The organism is Pseudodesulfovibrio karagichevae, assembly GCF_041414475.1.
GTDB classification, from domain to species: Bacteria; Desulfobacterota; Desulfovibrionia; order Desulfovibrionales; family Desulfovibrionaceae; genus Pseudodesulfovibrio; species Pseudodesulfovibrio karagichevae.
In genome coordinates this window covers 1-18,125 of sequence record NZ_JBGLYH010000069.1, presented here as the reverse complement: position 1 = coordinate 18,125, position 18,125 = coordinate 1, and the positions used below count along the sequence as shown (strand labels likewise).

At 59.8% G+C, this 18,125-nt stretch carries 19 protein-coding genes and 1 pseudogene; 12 read left to right on the top strand and 8 right to left on the bottom strand.

Going from position 1 to position 18,125, the window contains the following annotated elements:
• The coding region (locus tag AB6M95_RS17000) for an RHS repeat domain-containing protein (RefSeq protein ID WP_371387938.1) at window positions 1-659 on the top strand (659 nt) is incomplete at its 5' end.
• On the opposite strand, the gene AB6M95_RS16995 is transcribed toward AB6M95_RS17000, so the two are convergent.
• The gene (locus tag AB6M95_RS16995; protein WP_371387937.1) at window positions 656-925 is read right to left on the bottom strand and encodes a hypothetical protein; all 270 of its coding nucleotides are present in this window, start codon (window positions 923-925) and stop codon (window positions 656-658) included. The genes AB6M95_RS17000 and AB6M95_RS16995 overlap by 4 nt on opposite strands.
• Before the next feature lie 674 nt (window positions 926-1,599).
• Here AB6M95_RS16995 and AB6M95_RS16990 point away from each other — a divergent pair.
• The 3 genes and pseudogenes from AB6M95_RS16990 to AB6M95_RS16980 all read left to right on the top strand — a co-directional run.
• A pseudogene (locus tag AB6M95_RS16990) lies at window positions 1,600-1,680 on the top strand (hypothetical protein); the annotation flags it as partial.
• Between the two features lie 168 nt (window positions 1,681-1,848).
• Window positions 1,849-1,983, top strand: coding sequence for a hypothetical protein (locus AB6M95_RS16985; RefSeq protein ID WP_371387939.1), 135 nt, complete (start codon window positions 1,849-1,851; stop codon window positions 1,981-1,983).
• 50 nt (window positions 1,984-2,033) lie between these two features.
• A complete protein-coding gene (locus AB6M95_RS16980) occupies window positions 2,034-2,618 on the top strand; it encodes a hypothetical protein (RefSeq protein WP_371387936.1) in 585 nt (194 codons plus the stop codon).
• A gap of 1,216 nt (window positions 2,619-3,834) precedes the next feature.
• On the opposite strand, the gene AB6M95_RS16975 is transcribed toward AB6M95_RS16980, so the two are convergent.
• A complete protein-coding gene (locus AB6M95_RS16975; protein WP_371387935.1) occupies window positions 3,835-5,349 on the bottom strand; it encodes a catalase in 1,515 nt (504 codons plus the stop codon).
• A 288-nt stretch (window positions 5,350-5,637) separates the two neighbouring features.
• Here AB6M95_RS16975 and AB6M95_RS16970 point away from each other — a divergent pair, with 288 nt between their 5' ends.
• Both AB6M95_RS16970 and AB6M95_RS16965 read left to right on the top strand, forming a co-directional pair.
• Window positions 5,638-6,267, top strand: coding sequence for a TetR/AcrR family transcriptional regulator (locus AB6M95_RS16970; RefSeq protein WP_371387934.1), 630 nt, complete (start codon window positions 5,638-5,640; stop codon window positions 6,265-6,267).
• 2 nt (window positions 6,268-6,269) lie between these two features.
• Window positions 6,270-6,590: a hypothetical protein gene (locus AB6M95_RS16965; RefSeq protein WP_371387933.1), complete on the top strand. Its 321-nt coding sequence runs from the start codon at window positions 6,270-6,272 to the stop codon at window positions 6,588-6,590.
• Between the two features lie 186 nt (window positions 6,591-6,776).
• Here AB6M95_RS16965 and acs read toward each other — a convergent pair whose 3' ends face one another.
• Entirely contained in the window at window positions 6,777-8,762 is a 1,986-nt protein-coding gene (gene acs, locus AB6M95_RS16960) for an acetate--CoA ligase (protein WP_371387932.1), read from the bottom strand.
• A gap of 749 nt (window positions 8,763-9,511) precedes the next feature.
• Between acs and AB6M95_RS16955 the strand changes: the two genes are divergently transcribed.
• Genes AB6M95_RS16955 through AB6M95_RS16945 form a run of 3 tightly spaced genes read left to right on the top strand, consistent with a single transcriptional unit; the run spans window position 9,512 to window position 12,498 of the window.
• On the top strand, window positions 9,512-10,945 hold the full coding sequence (locus AB6M95_RS16955; protein WP_371387931.1) for an RHS repeat domain-containing protein: 1,434 nt from the start codon (window positions 9,512-9,514) through the stop codon (window positions 10,943-10,945).
• Between the two features lie 7 nt (window positions 10,946-10,952).
• Window positions 10,953-11,537, top strand: coding sequence for a hypothetical protein (locus AB6M95_RS16950; protein WP_371387930.1), 585 nt, complete (start codon window positions 10,953-10,955; stop codon window positions 11,535-11,537).
• Between the two features lie 58 nt (window positions 11,538-11,595).
• Complete coding sequence (locus AB6M95_RS16945) at window positions 11,596-12,498, top strand: RHS repeat domain-containing protein (RefSeq protein ID WP_371387929.1); 903 nt, start codon at window positions 11,596-11,598, stop codon at window positions 12,496-12,498.
• Between the two features lie 507 nt (window positions 12,499-13,005).
• Here the strand turns inward: AB6M95_RS16945 and AB6M95_RS16940 are convergent.
• The 5 genes from AB6M95_RS16940 to AB6M95_RS16920 form a co-directional block, all read right to left on the bottom strand.
• Entirely contained in the window at window positions 13,006-13,380 is a 375-nt protein-coding gene (locus AB6M95_RS16940; RefSeq protein WP_371387928.1) for a putative zinc-binding protein, read from the bottom strand.
• 24 nt (window positions 13,381-13,404) lie between these two features.
• Window positions 13,405-13,635, bottom strand: coding sequence for a thioredoxin family protein (locus AB6M95_RS16935; protein WP_371387927.1), 231 nt, complete (start codon window positions 13,633-13,635; stop codon window positions 13,405-13,407).
• Between the two features lie 21 nt (window positions 13,636-13,656).
• On the bottom strand, window positions 13,657-14,739 hold the full coding sequence (locus AB6M95_RS16930; RefSeq protein ID WP_371387926.1) for a permease: 1,083 nt from the start codon (window positions 14,737-14,739) through the stop codon (window positions 13,657-13,659).
• Window positions 14,740-14,814: 75 nt separating this feature from the next.
• The gene (locus AB6M95_RS16925; RefSeq protein WP_371387925.1) at window positions 14,815-15,117 is read right to left on the bottom strand and encodes an ArsR/SmtB family transcription factor; all 303 of its coding nucleotides are present in this window, start codon (window positions 15,115-15,117) and stop codon (window positions 14,815-14,817) included.
• A gap of 95 nt (window positions 15,118-15,212) precedes the next feature.
• Window positions 15,213-15,662, bottom strand: coding sequence for a hypothetical protein (locus AB6M95_RS16920; protein WP_371387924.1), 450 nt, complete (start codon window positions 15,660-15,662; stop codon window positions 15,213-15,215).
• A gap of 187 nt (window positions 15,663-15,849) precedes the next feature.
• Between AB6M95_RS16920 and AB6M95_RS16915 the strand changes: the two genes are divergently transcribed.
• The 3 genes from AB6M95_RS16915 (at window position 15,850) to AB6M95_RS16905 (ending at window position 17,823) form a co-directional block, all read left to right on the top strand.
• Window positions 15,850-16,281: an MOSC domain-containing protein gene (locus AB6M95_RS16915; RefSeq protein ID WP_371387923.1), complete on the top strand. Its 432-nt coding sequence runs from the start codon at window positions 15,850-15,852 to the stop codon at window positions 16,279-16,281.
• A gap of 82 nt (window positions 16,282-16,363) precedes the next feature.
• Window positions 16,364-16,822, top strand: coding sequence for an NfeD family protein (locus tag AB6M95_RS16910; protein WP_371387922.1), 459 nt, complete (start codon window positions 16,364-16,366; stop codon window positions 16,820-16,822).
• 2 nt (window positions 16,823-16,824) lie between these two features.
• Window positions 16,825-17,823: an SPFH domain-containing protein gene (locus AB6M95_RS16905; RefSeq protein WP_371387921.1), complete on the top strand. Its 999-nt coding sequence runs from the start codon at window positions 16,825-16,827 to the stop codon at window positions 17,821-17,823.
• Window positions 17,824-18,125: the final 302 nt, after the last annotated feature.

The following is an 18,125-nucleotide window of genomic DNA, read 5'->3' as shown; positions in this document are numbered from 1 at the left end:
ACGGGCACCACCAATACGAGTTCGCCTACCGCGACGGCGAGCGCACGCCTTTTGCCATGCGCCGCGACGACGGGGTGGTCGCCGGGCTGTTCTACGATCAGGTCGGCTCCCTGCGCGTGGTTGCCGATCTGGACGACAACGTGATAAAGGAGGTCCTGTACGACCCGTTCGGGGGGATCATCGAGGACACCAACCCGGACCTGCGTCTGCCCCTCGGCTTCGCGGGCGGCCTGCACGACCGGGACCTGGGTTTCGTTCGCTTCGGCTGGCGGGACTACGACGTCAGAACCGGTAGATGGACCGCCCCGGACCCCATCGGGAATAAGGGCGGCGACCCGGATTGGTATGGGTATTGTCTAGATGACCCAGTGAATGGGGTTGATCCGGCGGGATTGTTCTCCCCATTCTCGCAAGAACAAAAGGATGGGCTTAAACAAGTGATGAAGGACAAACTCGATGACTTTGGGGCATTTACCAACTACCCGCTCGACCTTTTCGGATGCTTCCCCGCGTGCCATGATATGAAAGAGAAGAAAAAGGAATTATCGGAACCACCTCGGAAAAGTGGGGGAGCCGACAGAGAAATTCGTACTAAAAAGCCGGAAGATATCACACATGTTGGGACATGGTGGGAGAATGTAACAAAAGGCTTGTTTTAATCATCTACAATGCCGGGGCTGCTCGCGCGGCCCCGGTAGTTGGAGGCAAGGGTGCCGTTATCAAAAGCATTTCTGATCGCCATTTTTCTGCTGATTTTACTAAAACAATTTTTCAGCCTGTCCCAAAGCGGCCCGACAATCTCTTCGTCGGTGGAAGCTGTTGCTACCACGGCAGTAATACTGCTTTTTTTTAGCGGATTTCGGGGCAAGGCATATATGATGAAAATTTGTGCATTCATAGGTATCGCAATAGGGTTATTGTACATACTATCTAATATGTGCCTATATCTTGAGGGCCAAAAAATCATCTACGTATCTTCTGTCGTCGGTCTCATACAAGTGATGATGGGTACGACTATAATTTTTAGACATCCATATGCTGCACAACACGATGTTGAAATATCTTATTTTATGTCGCTCATCCCAATAGGATATATTGCATTGCTAACGATACACAATCCATATCCTATTGAGGCAAACATCAGTTTATTTATAATTCAACTTATTGTTGTTGCACTAACTCTCTCTACTACTCAAAATACTAGCAAACGACACAAAAACATTTTAACTGGATCAATGATTATTATATCTTTAATATTCTTCGCATACTTCATAATTGGATTTATAAACAAATCAAATATGTATTCTATTGAGTATTTAGCCTATTGTCTTCTCGTGGTTTCGATTACATTGAAAGTTGCCCCCTACCACGTTGCGGATTCCAAATAGCAGCATAACCATATATCAATCTGGGCCTTCCACGCAGCAACGTATTGTTATGCCCGACGGTTTTGTTTAACCGCCTTCTTGGCTCATACGAAGGGCTGCGGCCTTCACGACCGCGATTTAGGCTTCGTCCGCTTCGGCTGGCGCGACAAATCCGCAGGACAGCGGATTTGGACCGCGCCCCTCAGGGCGCAACCCCGAAGGGGTGAGGGCCATGGATGGCCCGAATCACTATGACGTCAGGACCGGCCGCTGGACCGCGCCGGACCCGATTGGGGAGAAGGGTGGGGACCCGGACTGGTACGGGTACTGTCTGGATGACCCGGTTAATAGTAACGACCCATTGGGATTGTGGGCACAATCGATTGGTCCCATGTTGAGAGCGGCACCCACACTCAATAAGATTGGTAGAGAGATGACGGATGTGTTTCTCCCCCCAAGCGGAGGGGTGAAGGATGTTCTCATGGAAGCTGGAACGCGCATCTGGGAAAATGGTATTGGGAAATACGATGAGCGGATTGAAGAAATACAGGAAGGGCGGTTCGGCAAACACGGTGAGAAAATAGACGAGTACTACAATCAAACATGGAAGAAATGACATGACGGGGCTGGCGGCGAATCCTGTCGTCAGCCCCTTTTGAGGTGCGAATGTTACAGTTTATTGCTACTCGGTTGTTGGACAACAGCCGCGTGCTGTTTTTTGCGGGAATGATATGTTTTTTAATGGTGGTCATTTTGGAGGCAAACCCTTTCGCGCTTGTCGTGTTCGCGTTTGTGGCTTCACCGCTTTTGATTGCCATAAGCAACGGGAAATCCACTACTCTCCGTGAGTATTTTGGATTGATGGTTTCTTGGCGAAACATGCGATACTCGCTCTTGTTGTTGGTTGTTTTTCTGATCGTAGCCATCGTGTTGGGAGCCGCTGTTCATATGGGCCAACCAGTGGTTTTCGTTCGCGTCTTGGCCATCGTGGCTTTTTCAGGGATATATGCCGTCTTTTCTCCGCTCCTGATAAGGGTGGCCACGGGGAAATCTCGAAGATTGAAGGGAGCCTGGAAAATCGGTTTCATTGTCTCGACCATTTCCTTGTATGTTCTGTTCAATTATTTGCTAACCATATGGCATTCAACCTCTCCTCTCATGATGGCCCTCACTACCCTCATTGGTTCTTTCGCGCTGCTGTTCACCTTTTGTGCGGTGACGGCTGCGGCAATAGCGCCTGATTCGCCCTGATAAAAAGGCAGGATTGTGACGGACCCGCTTAGCCTGAACATGCCTCCCGAAACGGTCGAAGGGCAAACCGCAACAATCGCAATAGAGGGGGGGGGAAACAAATATATGACTCAATCTCAAAAAGAGAAAAGCGTTCGGGCAAACAAAAGTCTCAGCCTGCTGCCTCTGGCTGGTGGGGTCGCTAGCCTGCTGGTTGCCTCGACTATGGTATTCGATCTCGGATACTGTACCCGTTTCGGATATTGTTGGGAGTGGGGGCGGTATCATCTCGCGATGGGTGCCATTGTCGGTGGTATCGGAGTGTTTATGATTGTTGGCGCATTTCGTGGGAGAAAGAGGAGCGAACCGATTACAGTCTGCCCCCATTGCGAAACCGCGCTGCCTCTTGCCGAAGCAAGGGACGGAATATGCCCTCGATGCGGTACTCCCATGGAACCCCTGGAAGGCTTATACGAGCGCCATCCCGAGTTGAAGAAACAAGCATGAAAGTACAGGCCCCGTTTCATACGGGGCCTGTTGTTTAGTGGCATCTCGTTGGGAACTGGGGCTACAGGGATAACGACCCGACATCGGCAGACACCATTCTTTCATCACCGACCAACCGGACTCGCCCGCCGCCCGGCTCCGTTTCCGGTTCGCCTCCGGCCTGGGCCAACTCTCAAGAGGCGGCTTGCACCTCGACGCAGTGAAGTAAGCACCCCACACCTACCGGCATCCCCAACCGCGTCCTCCAACCCCTGCCGAAGGCACACAAAAAGTTTGGGAAAGGATGGGAATGGGGGTCTGGGGGAAGGGGAAGGAAAAGCCCTTTTCAAAGGGTTTTCCCTCTCCCCTTCCCCCGGACCCCCATCCCCTCCCCTTTCCTAAACTTTTTGTGCCGCTGCGCGGATAGTGCGGGCGCAAGGGATTGTCTGCGCTTTCAAAGTATGAGAACGCCGCAAAACCCATTTCTCAAGTTCCCCCAAAACGACGGGGCGGCGTTGGCAACCGTCCCGAAGGGTTCGCGCCGGGCGGCCCTCCGAGGCCCACGGACGTCCGGCGCGAACCCTTCGGGACACCGCATGGCCAAGCTGCTACCGCCCCCAGACACAACACCCCTCTCCCCGCTTCCGCACGCCCTTGCCGAAGGCACACAAAAAGTTTGGGAGGGTCCAGGGAACCCTTTCCAAAGGGTTCCCTGGTCTCCCCGAAGAGGCCGCCGGAGGCATTCTTCCTCTTACTTGACCTGCGTCGCCGCGACCCGTTCTTCCTGGGTCATTCCTGCCAGCCGTTTGACTTCGGCCAGGTCGAGGCCGAGGCCTTGGGCGACGCGGGTGCCATAGTCCTCGTGGGTGAGGTAAAACAGGGCGCACTGCCTGAGTTGAATGGGCTTGGGCACGGTTTCCATATTGCCCACGATGTTGCTGACCAAATTGGCGCGATCTCGGTCGGTCATAACCACGGAATAGAGCGTGCCGGGCTGGACGAAGTCGTTGTTGGGGTGATTGAACTCGTGGCGCTGGCCCACGCCCTCGAGCGGGATGTCCGGCTCAAGGGAGACGTTGTCCGGGGCCGGTCCGTGGAAGGAATTGGGCCAGTAGTTGGGGCCGGACCCGCCGTTGTGGTCCACGCGCATGTTGCCGTCGCGCTGGTAATTGTTTTCGGGCGCGTTCTTGGCCTGGTTGACCGGGATGAGGTGGTAGTTGGGCCCGAGCCGGTGCAGGTGGGTGTCGTGGTAGGAGAAGAGGCGGCCCTGGAGCATCTTGTCGGGGGAGACGCCGATGCCGGGCACGAGGTTGCTCGGGTTGAAGGCGGCCTGCTCCACTTCGGCGAAGTAGTTTTCCGGGTTACGGTCGAGCACAAGCTTGCCCACGGTGATGGGCGGGACCTCGCTGTGCGGCCAGACCTTGGTGATGTCGAAGATATCCCAGGGAAAATCCTTGGCCTGTTCCGGGGTCATGATCTGCATCTCCAGCGTCCAGGACGGGTAGTCCCCGGCCTCGATGGCGTTGAACAGGTCGCGGGTGGCGTGGTCCGGGTCCTTGCCGCGCATGGCGTCGGACTCGGGGCCGGTCAGGTTCCTGATCCCCTGGTCGGTCTTGAAGTGGTACTGAACCCAGAAGTATTCGCCCTTGGCGTTGTACCACTTGTAGGTGTGGCTGGAGTAGCCGTTCATGTTCCGGTAAGTGGCCGGGGTGCCTCGGTCCGAGAACAGGATGGTCACCTGGTGCATGGACTCCGGGGTCAGCGACCAGAAATCCCAGGCCATGGTCGGGCTCTTGAGGTTGGTCAGCGGGTCGCGCTTCTGGGTGTGGATGAAGTCCGGGAACTTGAGCGGATCACGGATGAAGAAGACCGGGGTGTTGTTGCCGGTCATGTCGTAGTTGCCCTCTTCGGTGTAGAACTTGAGCGCGAAGCCGCGCGGGTCGCGCTCGCAGTCGGCGCTGCCCTTCTCGCCGCCCACGGTGGAGAACCGGGCGAAAACCTCGGTCTTCTTGCCCACCTCGGAGAGGAAGGCGGCCTTGGTGTACTTGGTCACGTCGGCGGTGACCTCGAAGTAGCCGTAGGCCCCGGCGCCCTTGGCGTGGACCACCCGCTCGGGGATGCGTTCGCGGTCGAAATGGGCCAGCTTCTCCAGCAGATGCACGTCCTGCATCAGGGCCGGACCACGCGCCCCGGCAGTTACGGTATTCAGGTCGTTGCCAACGGGGGAACCAAAGGCACCGGTCATCTTTTTCGTGTCTTTTGACATGGTTGTCTCCTGTGTTTGCATACTGTTCGCACAAAACCGCACCCCGCATGGGCACAGAGTATTGTGCTCAACATATCATAAGGAAATAGTAATCGATAGCGCTTGTCGGTTAATTTTTCTAATGATCAGGCTGTACCCTCCAACCTGCCCTCCTGGCGGGATATTCCCAGCCCGCAGCCTCCGACCGCCCTCTCCGCGACCATATCCTTGACACCGCACAAAAGTGAATATACTGTTCACTTATCAAAAGCGAATATATAATTCATTTTTATAAAAGGAGCGCAACCCATGGCGCAGGTTCTCAAGGAGAGCGTTCGGGTCCGGATCGCGGCGGCTGCCGAGGCGCGGTTCGCCGAACAGGGGTTCGACAGCGCGACCGTGGACGCGATCGCGCGTGACGCGGGCGTGGCGGCGGGCACCGTATACAAGTATTTCCCCAACAAGCAGGCGTTGTTTCGCTCGATCGTCACAGACGAGTTCGTGGCCGAACTGTCGCGCCTGACCCGCGAGCGCATCGCGGCCTTCGCCCGTCCCGACGGCATGGAGCCGGACCAGGACATGACGGCGGGGCCGTCCGGGGAGCTGCTCGGTTTCCTGGCCCGGAACCGCCTGAAGGCCGTCATCCTCCTGGGGTGGGGGCAAGGCACGGAATACGCGGATTTCGTCCCGGACTACATCCGGGACATGGAGGACCGGACCCTGGCCCAGGCGCGCGAGCAGTTCCCGCAGCTGGAGCAGGCCCGCACCTTCCGCTTCATGGTCCGGCGTATCCTGGAGGAGTCCGTCCGGGGCATGGTGGCCATCCTCCGGGAGTTCGAGGAGGAGGCCGACATCCGCCGGGCCTTCGCCGCGGCCGCGCGCTGCCGGATGGCGGGCATCAACGCCCTGATGGCCTGGGCCCTGGCCGAGGGCAAGTAGGCATGCGCGCGTTCGACATCATGGCCGAGGCCAAAATGCGCCAGTGGGAAAAGGACAAGAAGGAAGGCAAGGTCAAACCGTCCACCGGGCCGACCCTCTCCGTGGAGTCCGGCGACTCCCTCGAAAAGCAGCTTTTCGCCGACATAACGCGGCTCATCCGCCGGTCCCGCCAGGAACCACTGCGGACCGGCGCTGAAACGTTGCAGGAAGCGGAGAAATTGCAGGTGCAGTTGTCGGCCCGGCTCGAAAGGACCGGGGCCTACCACCTCTGCCGCTACGTGGCCGACAGGATACGGGCCTTGCGCGAAGGGCGGGACGAATAACCGGCCTCCTCCGAACAAAAAGGCCCCCGCACGATGCGGGGGTCTCTTCTTTGCCAAAATGAGGCTTTCGAAAGTGGTGCGGATGTGCATTTCCCGGGCGCAGCCGCCCCGCAGCCGCATCTTAAATACGGCGAGGACGCGGCAAGCCCGAAAAATGTGCACACGTGCCGCTCTCGGAAGTCGGCGTTAGCTCAACAAGTCCTTGTTGCCTTCGACCAGATCGGTGACCACGCCCGGATCGGCCAGGGTCGAGGTGTCGCCGAAGTCCGTGGAGCCCTCGACGATCTTACGCAGCACGCGGCGCATGATCTTGCCCGAGCGGGTCTTGGGCAGCCCGTCCGCGAACTGGATGAACTCCGGCGTGGCGATGGGGCCGATCTCCTTGCGCACCCAGACCTTGAGCTCCTTGACCATCTCGTCGGTGGGCTCGACCCCGGAGCGCTGGGTCACGTAGGCGTAGATGGTCTCGCCCTTGATGTCGTGGGGCATGCCGACCACGGCGGCCTCGGACACGTCCGGGTGGGCCACCAGGGCGGACTCGATCTCGGCGGTGCCCATGCGGTGGCCGGACACGTTGATGACGTCGTCGAGCCGGCCCATGATCCAGAAGTAGCCGTCCTCGTCCACGCGCGCGCCGTCGCCCGCCTCGTAGGCCCCGGGGAACCCGGCGAAATAGGTCGACTTGTAGCGCTCGGGGTTGCCCCAGACGTTGCGCAGCATGCCGGGCCACGGCCTGTCGATGATCAGGTGGCCGCCTTCGTTGGGCTCGGCGCGGGTGCCGTCGCGGCGCACGATCTGGGCCGACACGCCGGGCAGGGGCAGGGTCGCGGAGCCGGGCTTGAGCGGGGTGGCGTAGGGCATGGCCGAGATCATGATGCCGCCCGTCTCGGTCTGCCACCAGGTATCCACGATGGGCAGTTTCCCGTTGCCCACGTGGTCGTGGTACCACAGCCACGCCTCGGGGTTGATGGGCTCGCCCACCGAGCCGAGCAGGCGCAGGGACGTCGTATCATAGGTCTTGGTCCACTGCTCGCCCTCGCGCATGAGCGCGCGGATGACCGTGGGCGCGGTGTAGAAAATGTTGATCTTGAACTTGTCCACGATCTGCCAGAAGCGGTCCGGCTTCGGGTAGCTCGGCACGCCCTCGAACATGACCGAGGTGGCCCCCAGCGCCAGCGGGCCGTAGACGATGTAGGAGTGGCCGGTGATCCAGCCCACATCGGCCGTGCACCAGTACACGTCGTCGTCCTTGACGTCGAAGACGATCTGGGTGGAGTGGGCCACGTAGGTCAGGTAGCCGCCCGTGGTGTGCAGCACGCCCTTGGGCTTGCCCGTGGACCCGGAGGTGTACAGGATGAACAGCGGGTCCTCGGCCTCCATCTCTTCAAAGCCGCAGTCCGAGGTGATGTCCTCGGCCGTGATCTCGTCGTGCCACCAGGAGTCGCGGCCCTCGACCATGTTGACCTCGTTGCCGCCGCGCTTGACCACGATGCACTGCTCCACCGACGGGCAGTCCTTGAGGGCTTCGTCCGCGTTGGGCTTGAGCGGGATGGTCTTGCCCGCGCGCAGGACCGCGTCGGCGGTGACCAGGACCTTGGCCTCGGCGTCCTCGATGCGCGACTGCAGGGCGATGGACGAGAACCCCGCGAACACGATGGAGTGCGGCGCGCCCAGCCGGGTGCAGGCCAACATGGCGATAGCCAGCTCCGGGATCATGGGCATGTACAGGGAGACCCGGTCGCCGCGCTTGACGCCCTTCTTCTTGAGCACGTTGGCGAACCGGCAGACCTCGGTGTGCAGCATCTGGTAGGTGTAGACGCGCACGTCCTCCTCGGGCTCGCCCTGCCAGATGAGCGCGGCCTTGTTCCGGCGGCCGTCGGTCAGGTGGCGGTCCAGGCAGTTGTAGGCCACGTTGGTCCTGCCGCCCGAAAACCACTTGAACTCCGGCTTGTCGTAGTCCGCTTCCAGCACGGAGTCGAAATCGGAAAACCAGTCGATCAACTCCTTGGCCCGCTCGCCCCAGTACCCGTCCGGGTCGTTGAGGGCCCGGTCGTGGGCCGCCCGGTAGGCGTCCATGCTCTGAATCCAGGCCTGTGCGGCCATGGAGGCGTCGGGTTGAAATATCTGTCCATCCTTTTGCATGCTTTCGATTTTCTTTTCTTCTTCGGTCATCGAGATGCTCCTGAGCTGATCGTTTCTTCGCCTCGCCCGCGTGGTACGGGCCGCAACCCACTGGAATGTCGAACCATGGCGGAGTCCGCCGTTGACACGTTATCATCTATAGAAAGCAAAAGCCAACCGCCCCTCTTTTTAGGTGAACGGTCACAATCCACCCGGTGAACGGCAAGGGGGCGGTAAGTGGCTCAGGGGGCGGCTTGCGTTAGCGGGCCATCTGCACATTTGGGGATCGTCCTTCGGAAGGGAGGCGGCTTCCGATAGCGGCGCATCTGCACATTTTTTCCGGCCGGGCCAATCCTCACGTAGACGGCTATCGCTGCTGTCGTCATCTCTAAGACCGAGCAAGCTCGGCCTAAGAGCTGAGGCACGCTGCGGTTGCCCCGGCCGGAAGAAAATGCACAGCTACACCACTCTCGAAAGCCTTGTGCGAGCGCGGCAGAAGAGCCGCTGTCGGGTGCTGTGCACCCGAATCGCTCCAAGGGGGAGGGGTATTCCCGAATCCGCACGGCCTTGCCGAAGGCACATAAAAAGCTTTGAAGGGGAGTCCAGAGGGGAAACTTTCTCGAAAGTTTCCCCTCTGGCCGCCGGAGGCATTCTTCTTTCCCCTGTCAAGTTGCTTTTTTATGCTTATCGGGTGCTTTCAGGCGTCATTCTTCGACAAAACAGGGTGTTGGCGAAAACCGGGGGTATGCTGGTTGGGATTCTCGGGGACGGGCCTCGGGGACGAAACCAGGGAGGTTGCCATGGCAGCACCTTATCTTTGTCAATTGAGGCGCGGCCCGGACGGGCGCATTGTGGAAAAAATTGAGACGGTCAGGGGGCGGAAGTCCGCCTGGACCTATGCCTATGACTCCGGCGGGCGGCTGACCGAGGCCAAGCTGGACGGGCGATTGATCTGCCAGTGCTGGTACGACCGCGAGGGCCGCCGGATACGGGACTACCTGCCCGCCACGGCCGGGGCGAACTATCGCGAGTACCAGTATACCCCGGACAACCGGCTGATGCGCGCGGGGGGCGGACAGTATTCGCACGACGAGCGCGGCTTCCGGTCCATCTGGTCGGACAAGGGCGTGTACACCCTGTACGAGTACAGCCCGGACTATCGGCTGCTCAAGGCCGAGGAGGAGGACCGGGACAAGGTTTTCTCCTTTGCCCACGACGAGGACGGGCAGCGCGTGGCCAAATACCGGAACGGCCAGATCGTCGAGGCCTACCAGTGGCTCGATTTCGTGCGCCTGGCCGCGTTTTATGACGGGCACCACCAATACGAGTTCGCCTACCGCGACGGCGAGCGCACGCCTTTTGCCATGCGCCGCGACGACGGGGTGGTCGCCGGGCTGTTCTACGATCAGGTCGGCTCCCTGCGCGTGGTTGCCGACATGGACGACAACGTGATAAAGGAGGTCCTGTACGACCCGTTCGGGGGGATCATCGAGGACACCAACCCGGACCTGCGTCTGCCCCTCGGCTTCGCGGGCGGCCTGCACGACCGGGACCTCGGTTTCGTCCGCTTCGGCTGGCGCGACTACGATGTCCGAACCGGCCGATGGACCGCCCCGGACCCCATCGGCGACAAGGGCGGCGACCCGGACTGGTATGGGTATTGCCTGGGCGATCCGGTGAACGGGAATGACCCTATGGGTCTCGCATCTTGGCTGTCAGATGTGATTGAGGAGAATTTCGAATGGGAAACAGTCCGGATATGGAAGGCGAAAGAAAATGCCTGTGAAAAATGCCAAGCACTTGATGGCACCATTATCCCGGAGGGTACAGATATTGATTCCATGCGCCCTCATCCCAACTGCAAATGTGAAGCGAAAAAGGCCCGAGAGGGGGTTGAGTTTGGTGACTGGGTAACAACGTGGGAAGGCCCTACACTCAAATATGATTACGTGGTTTTCAGTTCAAATCTCACTGGGGCGGCCCTTTCCGTTCAGTGGTCCAGAAAATATGCTGTTCTTGAGGAAAGAACGAAAAAGAAAATTCGAATATGCGACGGAGAACGAACTGTCCTGGAAGATCAAAAGGAGCAACGCAAACGCTATGCGTATGAAGTCAGGTGGAACAACGGTATTTGTTGGGCCGGGGGAGGTGATCCATCGGAATGTGAATACTACCTCATCAAAAACCCTTGGACGAATGAGACAGAGCGCTACACTCCGCCTCCTGGGCCGTAGCCTCCTGTTGTTTTGCCTGGTGAATCTTACTTTTGCCGCCAATGCCTTCGGTGCGGAAACAACACTGATCCCTGCTGATTTCATGGGACCCGCTCCCGGAACGGTTTATCATTACTCTTTTCAGTTCACACCAGCCACAATGACCCTTACGGGGGTATGCAAAGACGCCAAGGGGGGCTGCTTGATAAAAGAAGAAATGATAACAACCATACCCGATATCGGAGTGAGAAAGGATGTTCGCGAATACATCCAATACACCGATGGCTCCCGGGTCATGGAAGCGCCCCTTTCCAGCGGAGGGAGCATCCCCCCGCTAATAAGTCTTGATACCGGGCGCAAACAGTGGGGAAATCCTGCCACACGGATGGATACGGGCAAGCGGATTGTTACGGATTGCACCATCGTATCAATTGAGAAATATGAATTGTTCGGAGAGATAAGAACAGTACTCACTGTCGGAGGGGAATACTGCATGCCGCGCAAGTATGCCTCTGGAATAGGCTTGATTCAAGAAGCGGATATGCATTTGACCCGTATAGAGTACACCGCGAATACTCCTCTGACAGGTGAAACGAAAGGTATTGAACGGTAGAACCCTAGCGGCTTCACATATATAACACCGCCGAGCGAAAGTTCGGCGGTGTTTTCTCTTGCCTCTCCCCTTCGCCATGCGCCGCGACGACAGCGAGGTGGCCGGGCTGTTCTACAATCAGGTCGGCTCCCTGCGTGTGGTTGCCGATATGGACAACAATATGATAAAAGATATCCGGTACGACCCGTTCGGGGGGATCGTCGAGGACACCAACCCGGACCTGCGCCTGCCCCTCGGCTTCGCGGGCGGCCTGCACGACCGGGACCTGGGGTTTGTCCGTTTCGGCTGGCGCGACTACGACGTCAGGACCGGGCGATGGACCGCGCCGGACCCCATCGGGGACAAGGGCGGCGACCCGGACTGGTACGGGTATTGTCTGGATGACCCGGTGAATAAGACTGATCCGCTGGGGTTGTTTGTACCTTTGCTTATAGGTCTTGCGGGGGCGACCGGCATTGCCGGGATAGGAACGACGTTGGCCGGACTTGCGGCCGATGGGCTGGGAGCGTTGGCAGGCAAGAACAAGGAAGATCCGTTAAAGGCGACTAAAGGAGCTGCCCGGGGATTTGCCGGTGCAGCAGCGATCAATTCGGCCATGGCGGCAGGAGCGGCCGGCGCTGCCGAAGCGGTCGAGGCTGCACCGGCTGTCATAAGCGCGGCCCCGACACTGATCCGCCAGGGACGCGATGCGGCGAAGGCCGCGGTGAGCAAGGGCGGTGAAATTGCCAAGGTCGGCCTCGACTGGGCCAGAACAAACCCGGATAAAATTGATAAGGTCGCAAGGATTGGCAAAGATATTGTTGATCCAAATTTGCCGCCGGAGACACCGGAAGGACAACTGGTTACTGCCGGTAAATTCCTGGCTCAAGAGGTTAACGATCGATTTGAAAAAGGGAATGATGTAGCCAATGAGCAAAAAAAGAAAAGTAAACATATTCCTTCTGGTGTTTGGGGCCGTTAACCTTGCATGGGGTGCCATGACCATCCTTTCCCCTACCGCGTGCTGGTACGGCTACTGTTGGGAGCAAAGCGCATACAACATTCCGTTGGGGATTGGCATTTCCCTTCTGGGCTTGGTCATGTTGCTTCTGTCTTGCCGCAAGGGGCAACGGGATTACAAAAAGGTCTTTATTTGCCCCCGTTGCGAAACCGCGCGGCCTCTTGCCGAAGCAAGGGACGGAATATGCCCTCGATGCGGTACTCCCATGGAACCCCTGGAAGGCTTCTACGAGCGCCATCCCGAGTTGAAGAAACAAGCATGAAAGTACAGGCCCCGTTTCATAAGGGGCCTGTTGTTTAGTGGCATCTCGTTGGGAACTTGGGATACAGGGATAACGACGTCAGAACCGGCAGATGGACCGCAGGCGATCTCCAAGGACGATTAGCGGCCGCGTAGAGCACGGCTTCGACCATGAAAAAGCCCCCTGCGGCGTGTGCGGCGGGGGGCTTTGTTCGCTTGTGGGGCGGGCTATTTCGAGAACGCTTCGGTGACGGCCCGCATCACGGTCTGGATGTTTTCCGGGGTGGCCGGGGACTCGCCCTTCTTGAAGCCGAGGTCGCCGAGTTGGATGTGGTCGAACGTGGTGAAGCCCGCCGCCTCCAGGGTCTTGCGCGCGCAGTTCAGGGGGCAGCCGTCGATGGCCACCACCTTTTGCGCCGCCTCGGTGGATTTGACGATGCCGGACACCCGGCCGCCGATGCCGGCCAGGCAGAACATCTTGGCCGTACCCTCACGGGACACGCCGCGCGCGGCCTGGTCCGCCACCTCGCCGACGTCCGCCGCGCCGGAGCAGGAGAACACGAATTTTGGAGCCGCCTGACAAGAACAACCGCAATCGGACATGATGTCTTCCTCCCTGGTCTGCGGCTACTTCAGCCAGCCGAGTACTTCTTTCTTGGACGGGGCCTTGCCGACCACCTTGACCTCGCCGTCGATGACCACCGCCGGGGTGGAGAAGATGCCGTACTTGGCGATTTCCTGGAAATCCTTGACCTTTTCGATGTCCGCCGCGATGCCCGCTTCGGCCACGGCGTCGCGCACGGTCTTTTCGGTCTGTTCACACTTAGGGCAGCCGGGGCCCATGACCAGAATCTTCATGATAAACTCCTTTGAAATCGGTTAGATGACAGCGTTGAAAAGATAGCCGACGATGAGGATGCCGCAGCCGACCACCCCGATGAAGGCGGCGATGAGCCTCGGCTTGAGGACCTTGCGCAGGATGACCATCTCCGGGAAGGACAGGGCGATGACGGACATCATGAAAGCCAGCGTGGTGCCCAGCGCCGCGCCCTTGCCGAGCAGGGCCTCGACCACCGGGATGACGCCCGCCGCGTTGGTGTACATAGGGATGCCGAGCAGCACGGACAGGGGCACCGACCACCAGGCCTCGCTGCCCATGATCCCGGCCAGCTGGCCTTCCGGCACATAGCCGTGGATGGCCGCGCCCACGGCGATGCCCAGGACCACGTACTTCCAGACCCGGCCCACGATGTCGCGCACGGAATCAAGGGCGTAGGTGAAACGGTCCTTCCAGGTCATGTTCGGCTCGTCCGCGGCCTCGCCCGCGCGAATCTCGCGGACCCAGTCCTCGACGTAGGGCTCGAGCCGCATGCGGCCCATGACCCAGCCCGCGACCACGGCGATGCTGATGCCGGTGGCGAAATACAGGGCCGCGATCTTCCAGCCGAGCAGACCGTAGAGCAGGACCAACGCGATCTCGTTGACCATGGGCGCAGCGATGAGGAAGGAGAAGGTCACGCCCAGCGGGATGCCCGCGGTCATGAACCCGATGAACAGGGGCACGGCCGAGCAGGAGCAGAACGGGGTGACCACGCCGAGCAGGGCGGCCAGGACGTTGCCTGCGGACTCCCGCTTCCCGGCCAGGAAGGCGCGGGTCCAGTTGACGGTCACGAACGAACGCAGGATGCCCACCCCGTAGACCACCAGCAGCAGGAGCATGAGCACCTTGGGCGTGTCGTAGACGAAGAACTGCACGGCCGACCCCAGGTGGCTGGCCGGATCGAGCCCGAGCAGCCCGTAGGCGAACCAGTTGGAGAAGGGCAGCAGTTGCAGGTACAGGACGTACCAGGCGGCCACGGCCAGGGCCTGGAGGAGCAGGATGCGCCCGACGCCGGTTTCGCCTTTGGCGGCCTTGGGCGCGCCGCCTTCGCAGGCGCAGGAAAGGTTGTTCCGTTCAGACATGATTACCTCGATTGGCGATTTCGCCAAGTGTTTTGCCAAAAAAATATCAACCCGGCCGGGCGGCGTCTCCGCGCCTTACTTCCCCTTGGCCTCGATCACGGACTCGATGCAGTGGAAGAAGTTGATCACGCAGGGCACGCGCAGCCGATAATAGATCTGCTTGCCGCGCCGCTCGTCCTCGACGATGCCCGCCTTCTTGAGCACGGACAGGTGCTTGGACACGGTGGACATATCCGCCCCGACCAGCTCGCGCAGGTCGCAGACGCACCGTTCGCCGCGCGACAGTTCGTCGATCATCATCAGTCTCGACGGATGGGCCATGGCCTTGACCACCTTGGCCCGCTCCTCGAAACGGTCGGCCAGTACGATTTCCTGCACCACGATCACCTCCTTGGTCTACAATTGGCAATATAGCCAAATGTCCGACCAAGTCAAGGGCGCAAGATGGAGAAGGGCAAAAAAAGTTGCCGGGATCAGTCGCGGGGCAGGATGGAGGCCCGGCCGTGGCTGTATGTCAGCCGGTAGGGCTCGTTGCGGACCACGTGGTCCAGGGCGGCGTTCAGGGGGGTCAAGCTGGTGATGGCTCCGCCGTTGGTGGTCACGGTGACGAAGACCTTCTGGCCCGGCTTGGGGTTGAAGTAGATCATGCCCTCGGCCCTTTTCTGCCAGTTGCTTTCCAGGGTCTTGCAGCCGCCGACAAAGGTGTCGGCCACATAGGGCGTGATGGCGTAGACCTTCTTGAAGGTCACGTTTTTGAGGGTGCCGTCGGCGTTGTTGGCCATGACCTGCACCTTGGACACGGTGGCGATGGCCTTGATCTCGGACTCGTGGGCCATGATGGAAAGATAGTCGGGATCCTGCGCCCGTGCGGGCAGGACCAGGGCCAGAAGAAACAGTATCGAAAGGAGTGTGCGGATTTTCATAAATATTTCGGGGTTCCGAGGATGAGCGGCGGAAACGGAAGCACCCTAGCCCAGATGGTCGCCCGGCGCAACAATGTGCAAGCCGACCGGTGCACAAGGGTGGGGAAAGCCCTTGTGGCTTGCCTTTGCGGCGCATCCGGGTGAATCTATACTTCAACAGTCTGGAATAAAACCCCCGGAGGCAACCATGGGAACGGTACAGGCGGTCAATATCAGCGACAGGACCGGCGAGAAGAAACATGAGGTGGAATCAATCACGCTCATCGAGGACTACGGCGTGGAACACGACGCCCACGGCGGGAGCGGGCGGCAGGTCAGCCTGCTCGCGTTCGAGCGCATCGAGGACATGAAGAAGGAACTCGAGACTCTCAAGGCGGGCGATTTCGCGGAGAACATCACTACCACGGGCGTGGCCGCGTCCGAACTCGCGCCCGGCATGCGTCTGACCGTGGGCGAGGCCGAGCTCGAGATCACCCAGATCGGCAAGACCTGCCACCACGGCTGCGCCATCCGCAAGCAGGTGAGCTACTGCATCATGCCCAAGGAGGGCGTGTTCGGACGGGTGGTCCGGGGCGGCAAGGTCAAAAAGGGCGACCGCATAGAGATCCTCGGCGCCTGACCGGAACCCGCGCGATCGTTGCCGATCCGTATCGACAAACTCCGTTGAATCCGTTAGTTTTCATGGAGACTCGGGAGGTCCCATGGAATACTTCGCCTCGGCGCAAAACATACAATGGCTCATCTGGCTGGGGGTGGGCGTGGTTTTCGTCATCGCCGAACTGGCGGTGCCCGCCTTCATCGTGGTCTTCTTCGGCGTGGGCTCGTTCATCGCCGGGGCCACCGCCTTTTTCGGGGCCTCGGTTCCGGTCCAGCTCGTGGTCTTTGGCGTCTCGTCCTTGGTCCTGCTCCTCCTGTTCCGCAAGATGATGGCCGCCACCTTCACCGGTGAAAAGGCCGAGGACGAGAAGGAGCCGAACGTCATCGGCCAGCAGGCCGAGGTCGTGGACCCCATCCGTCCGCCCCAACCCGGCAGAATCAAGTTCCAGGGCTCGTTCTGGAGCGCCCGGAGCAGCGAAGCCGTGGAGCCGGGCTCCATGGTCCGCATCGTCAAGCGTGACGAAAACGACGTGAACGCCTTCGTGGTGAAAAAGGAGCAATAGAAATGGATCCCGCAACCATGACATCCCTGGTCACGGCCCTGGTTTTCGTCCTCCTGGTGGTCGTCCTGATCATCAAGACCGCCGTGGTCGTGCCCCAGAAAAGCCAGTTCGTCGTCGAACGGCTCGGCAAATATGCCAAGACCATCGGCGCGGGCCTGCACATCCTCATTCCGTTCATCGACCGCATCGCCTACAAACGGTCCCTCAAGGAAGAGGTCATGGACATCCCGGCCCAGACCTGCATCACCCGCGACAACGTGTCCGTGACCATCGACGGCGTGCTCTACATCCGCGTCATGGACGCCAAGATGTCCGCCTACGGCATCGAAAACTACTACATCGCCGCGTCCCAGCTCGCCCAGACCTCCCTGCGCTCGGCCATCGGCAAGATCGACCTGGACAAGACCTTCGAGGAGCGCGAGTCCATCAACGCCTCCGTGGTCCAGGCCGTGGACGAGGCCGCCCAGGAATGGGGCGTCAAGGTCATGCGCTACGAGATCAAGGACATCACCCCTCCGGGCACCGTCATGGCCGCCATGGAGGCCCAGATGAAGGCCGAACGCGAAAAACGCGCCGAGATCGCTACCTCCGAGGGCGACCGCCAGTCGCGCATCAACCGCGCCGAAGGCCTGCGCCAGGAAGCCATCCACGTCTCGGAAGGCGAAAAACAGAAACGCATCAACGAGGCCGAAGGCCGGGCCCAGGAAATCCTCCTCGTGGCCGACGCCACCGCCGAAGGTATCCGCAAGGTCGCCGAGGCCGTCAACCTGCCCGGCGGGCCCGAGGCCATGAACCTCAAGGTCGCCCAGCAGTACATCGACGAGTTCGGCAAGCTCGCCAAGACGAACAACACCATGATCATCCCCGCCGACCTCGCCAGCATGGGCGGCATGGTCGCCACCGCCACCGAAATCATCAATACCGCCATGCACAAGGGCAGGGGCGGCAAGGGCGACTGCAAAGCCGTCCAGCCCGGACAGCCCGATTTCAAGATGGAATAACCGCGCCGACAACACGCGCCGAACGGCCCCGCCGGGATATCCGGACGGGGCCTTTTTCGTGCGCCAGGGGAGGGCGGGGTGCCCCCGGCGGGCCCTCGCCGGGCGGGCGTGAAAGGCATGCCTCCGGCGGCTTAAGAACCTTTTGAGAAAAAGGTTCTTAAGAATCTCCAAAACTTTTGGGGCTGACATAGATCTCTCGTCGTATTAGGGGGGACTATGAGGCTAAAAAGATCGCGTTTGTCGGCTCATATATCCGGTCGTCTGATTGAGCATTTCGTTGCTGGCACCCCAGCCCGCACAGC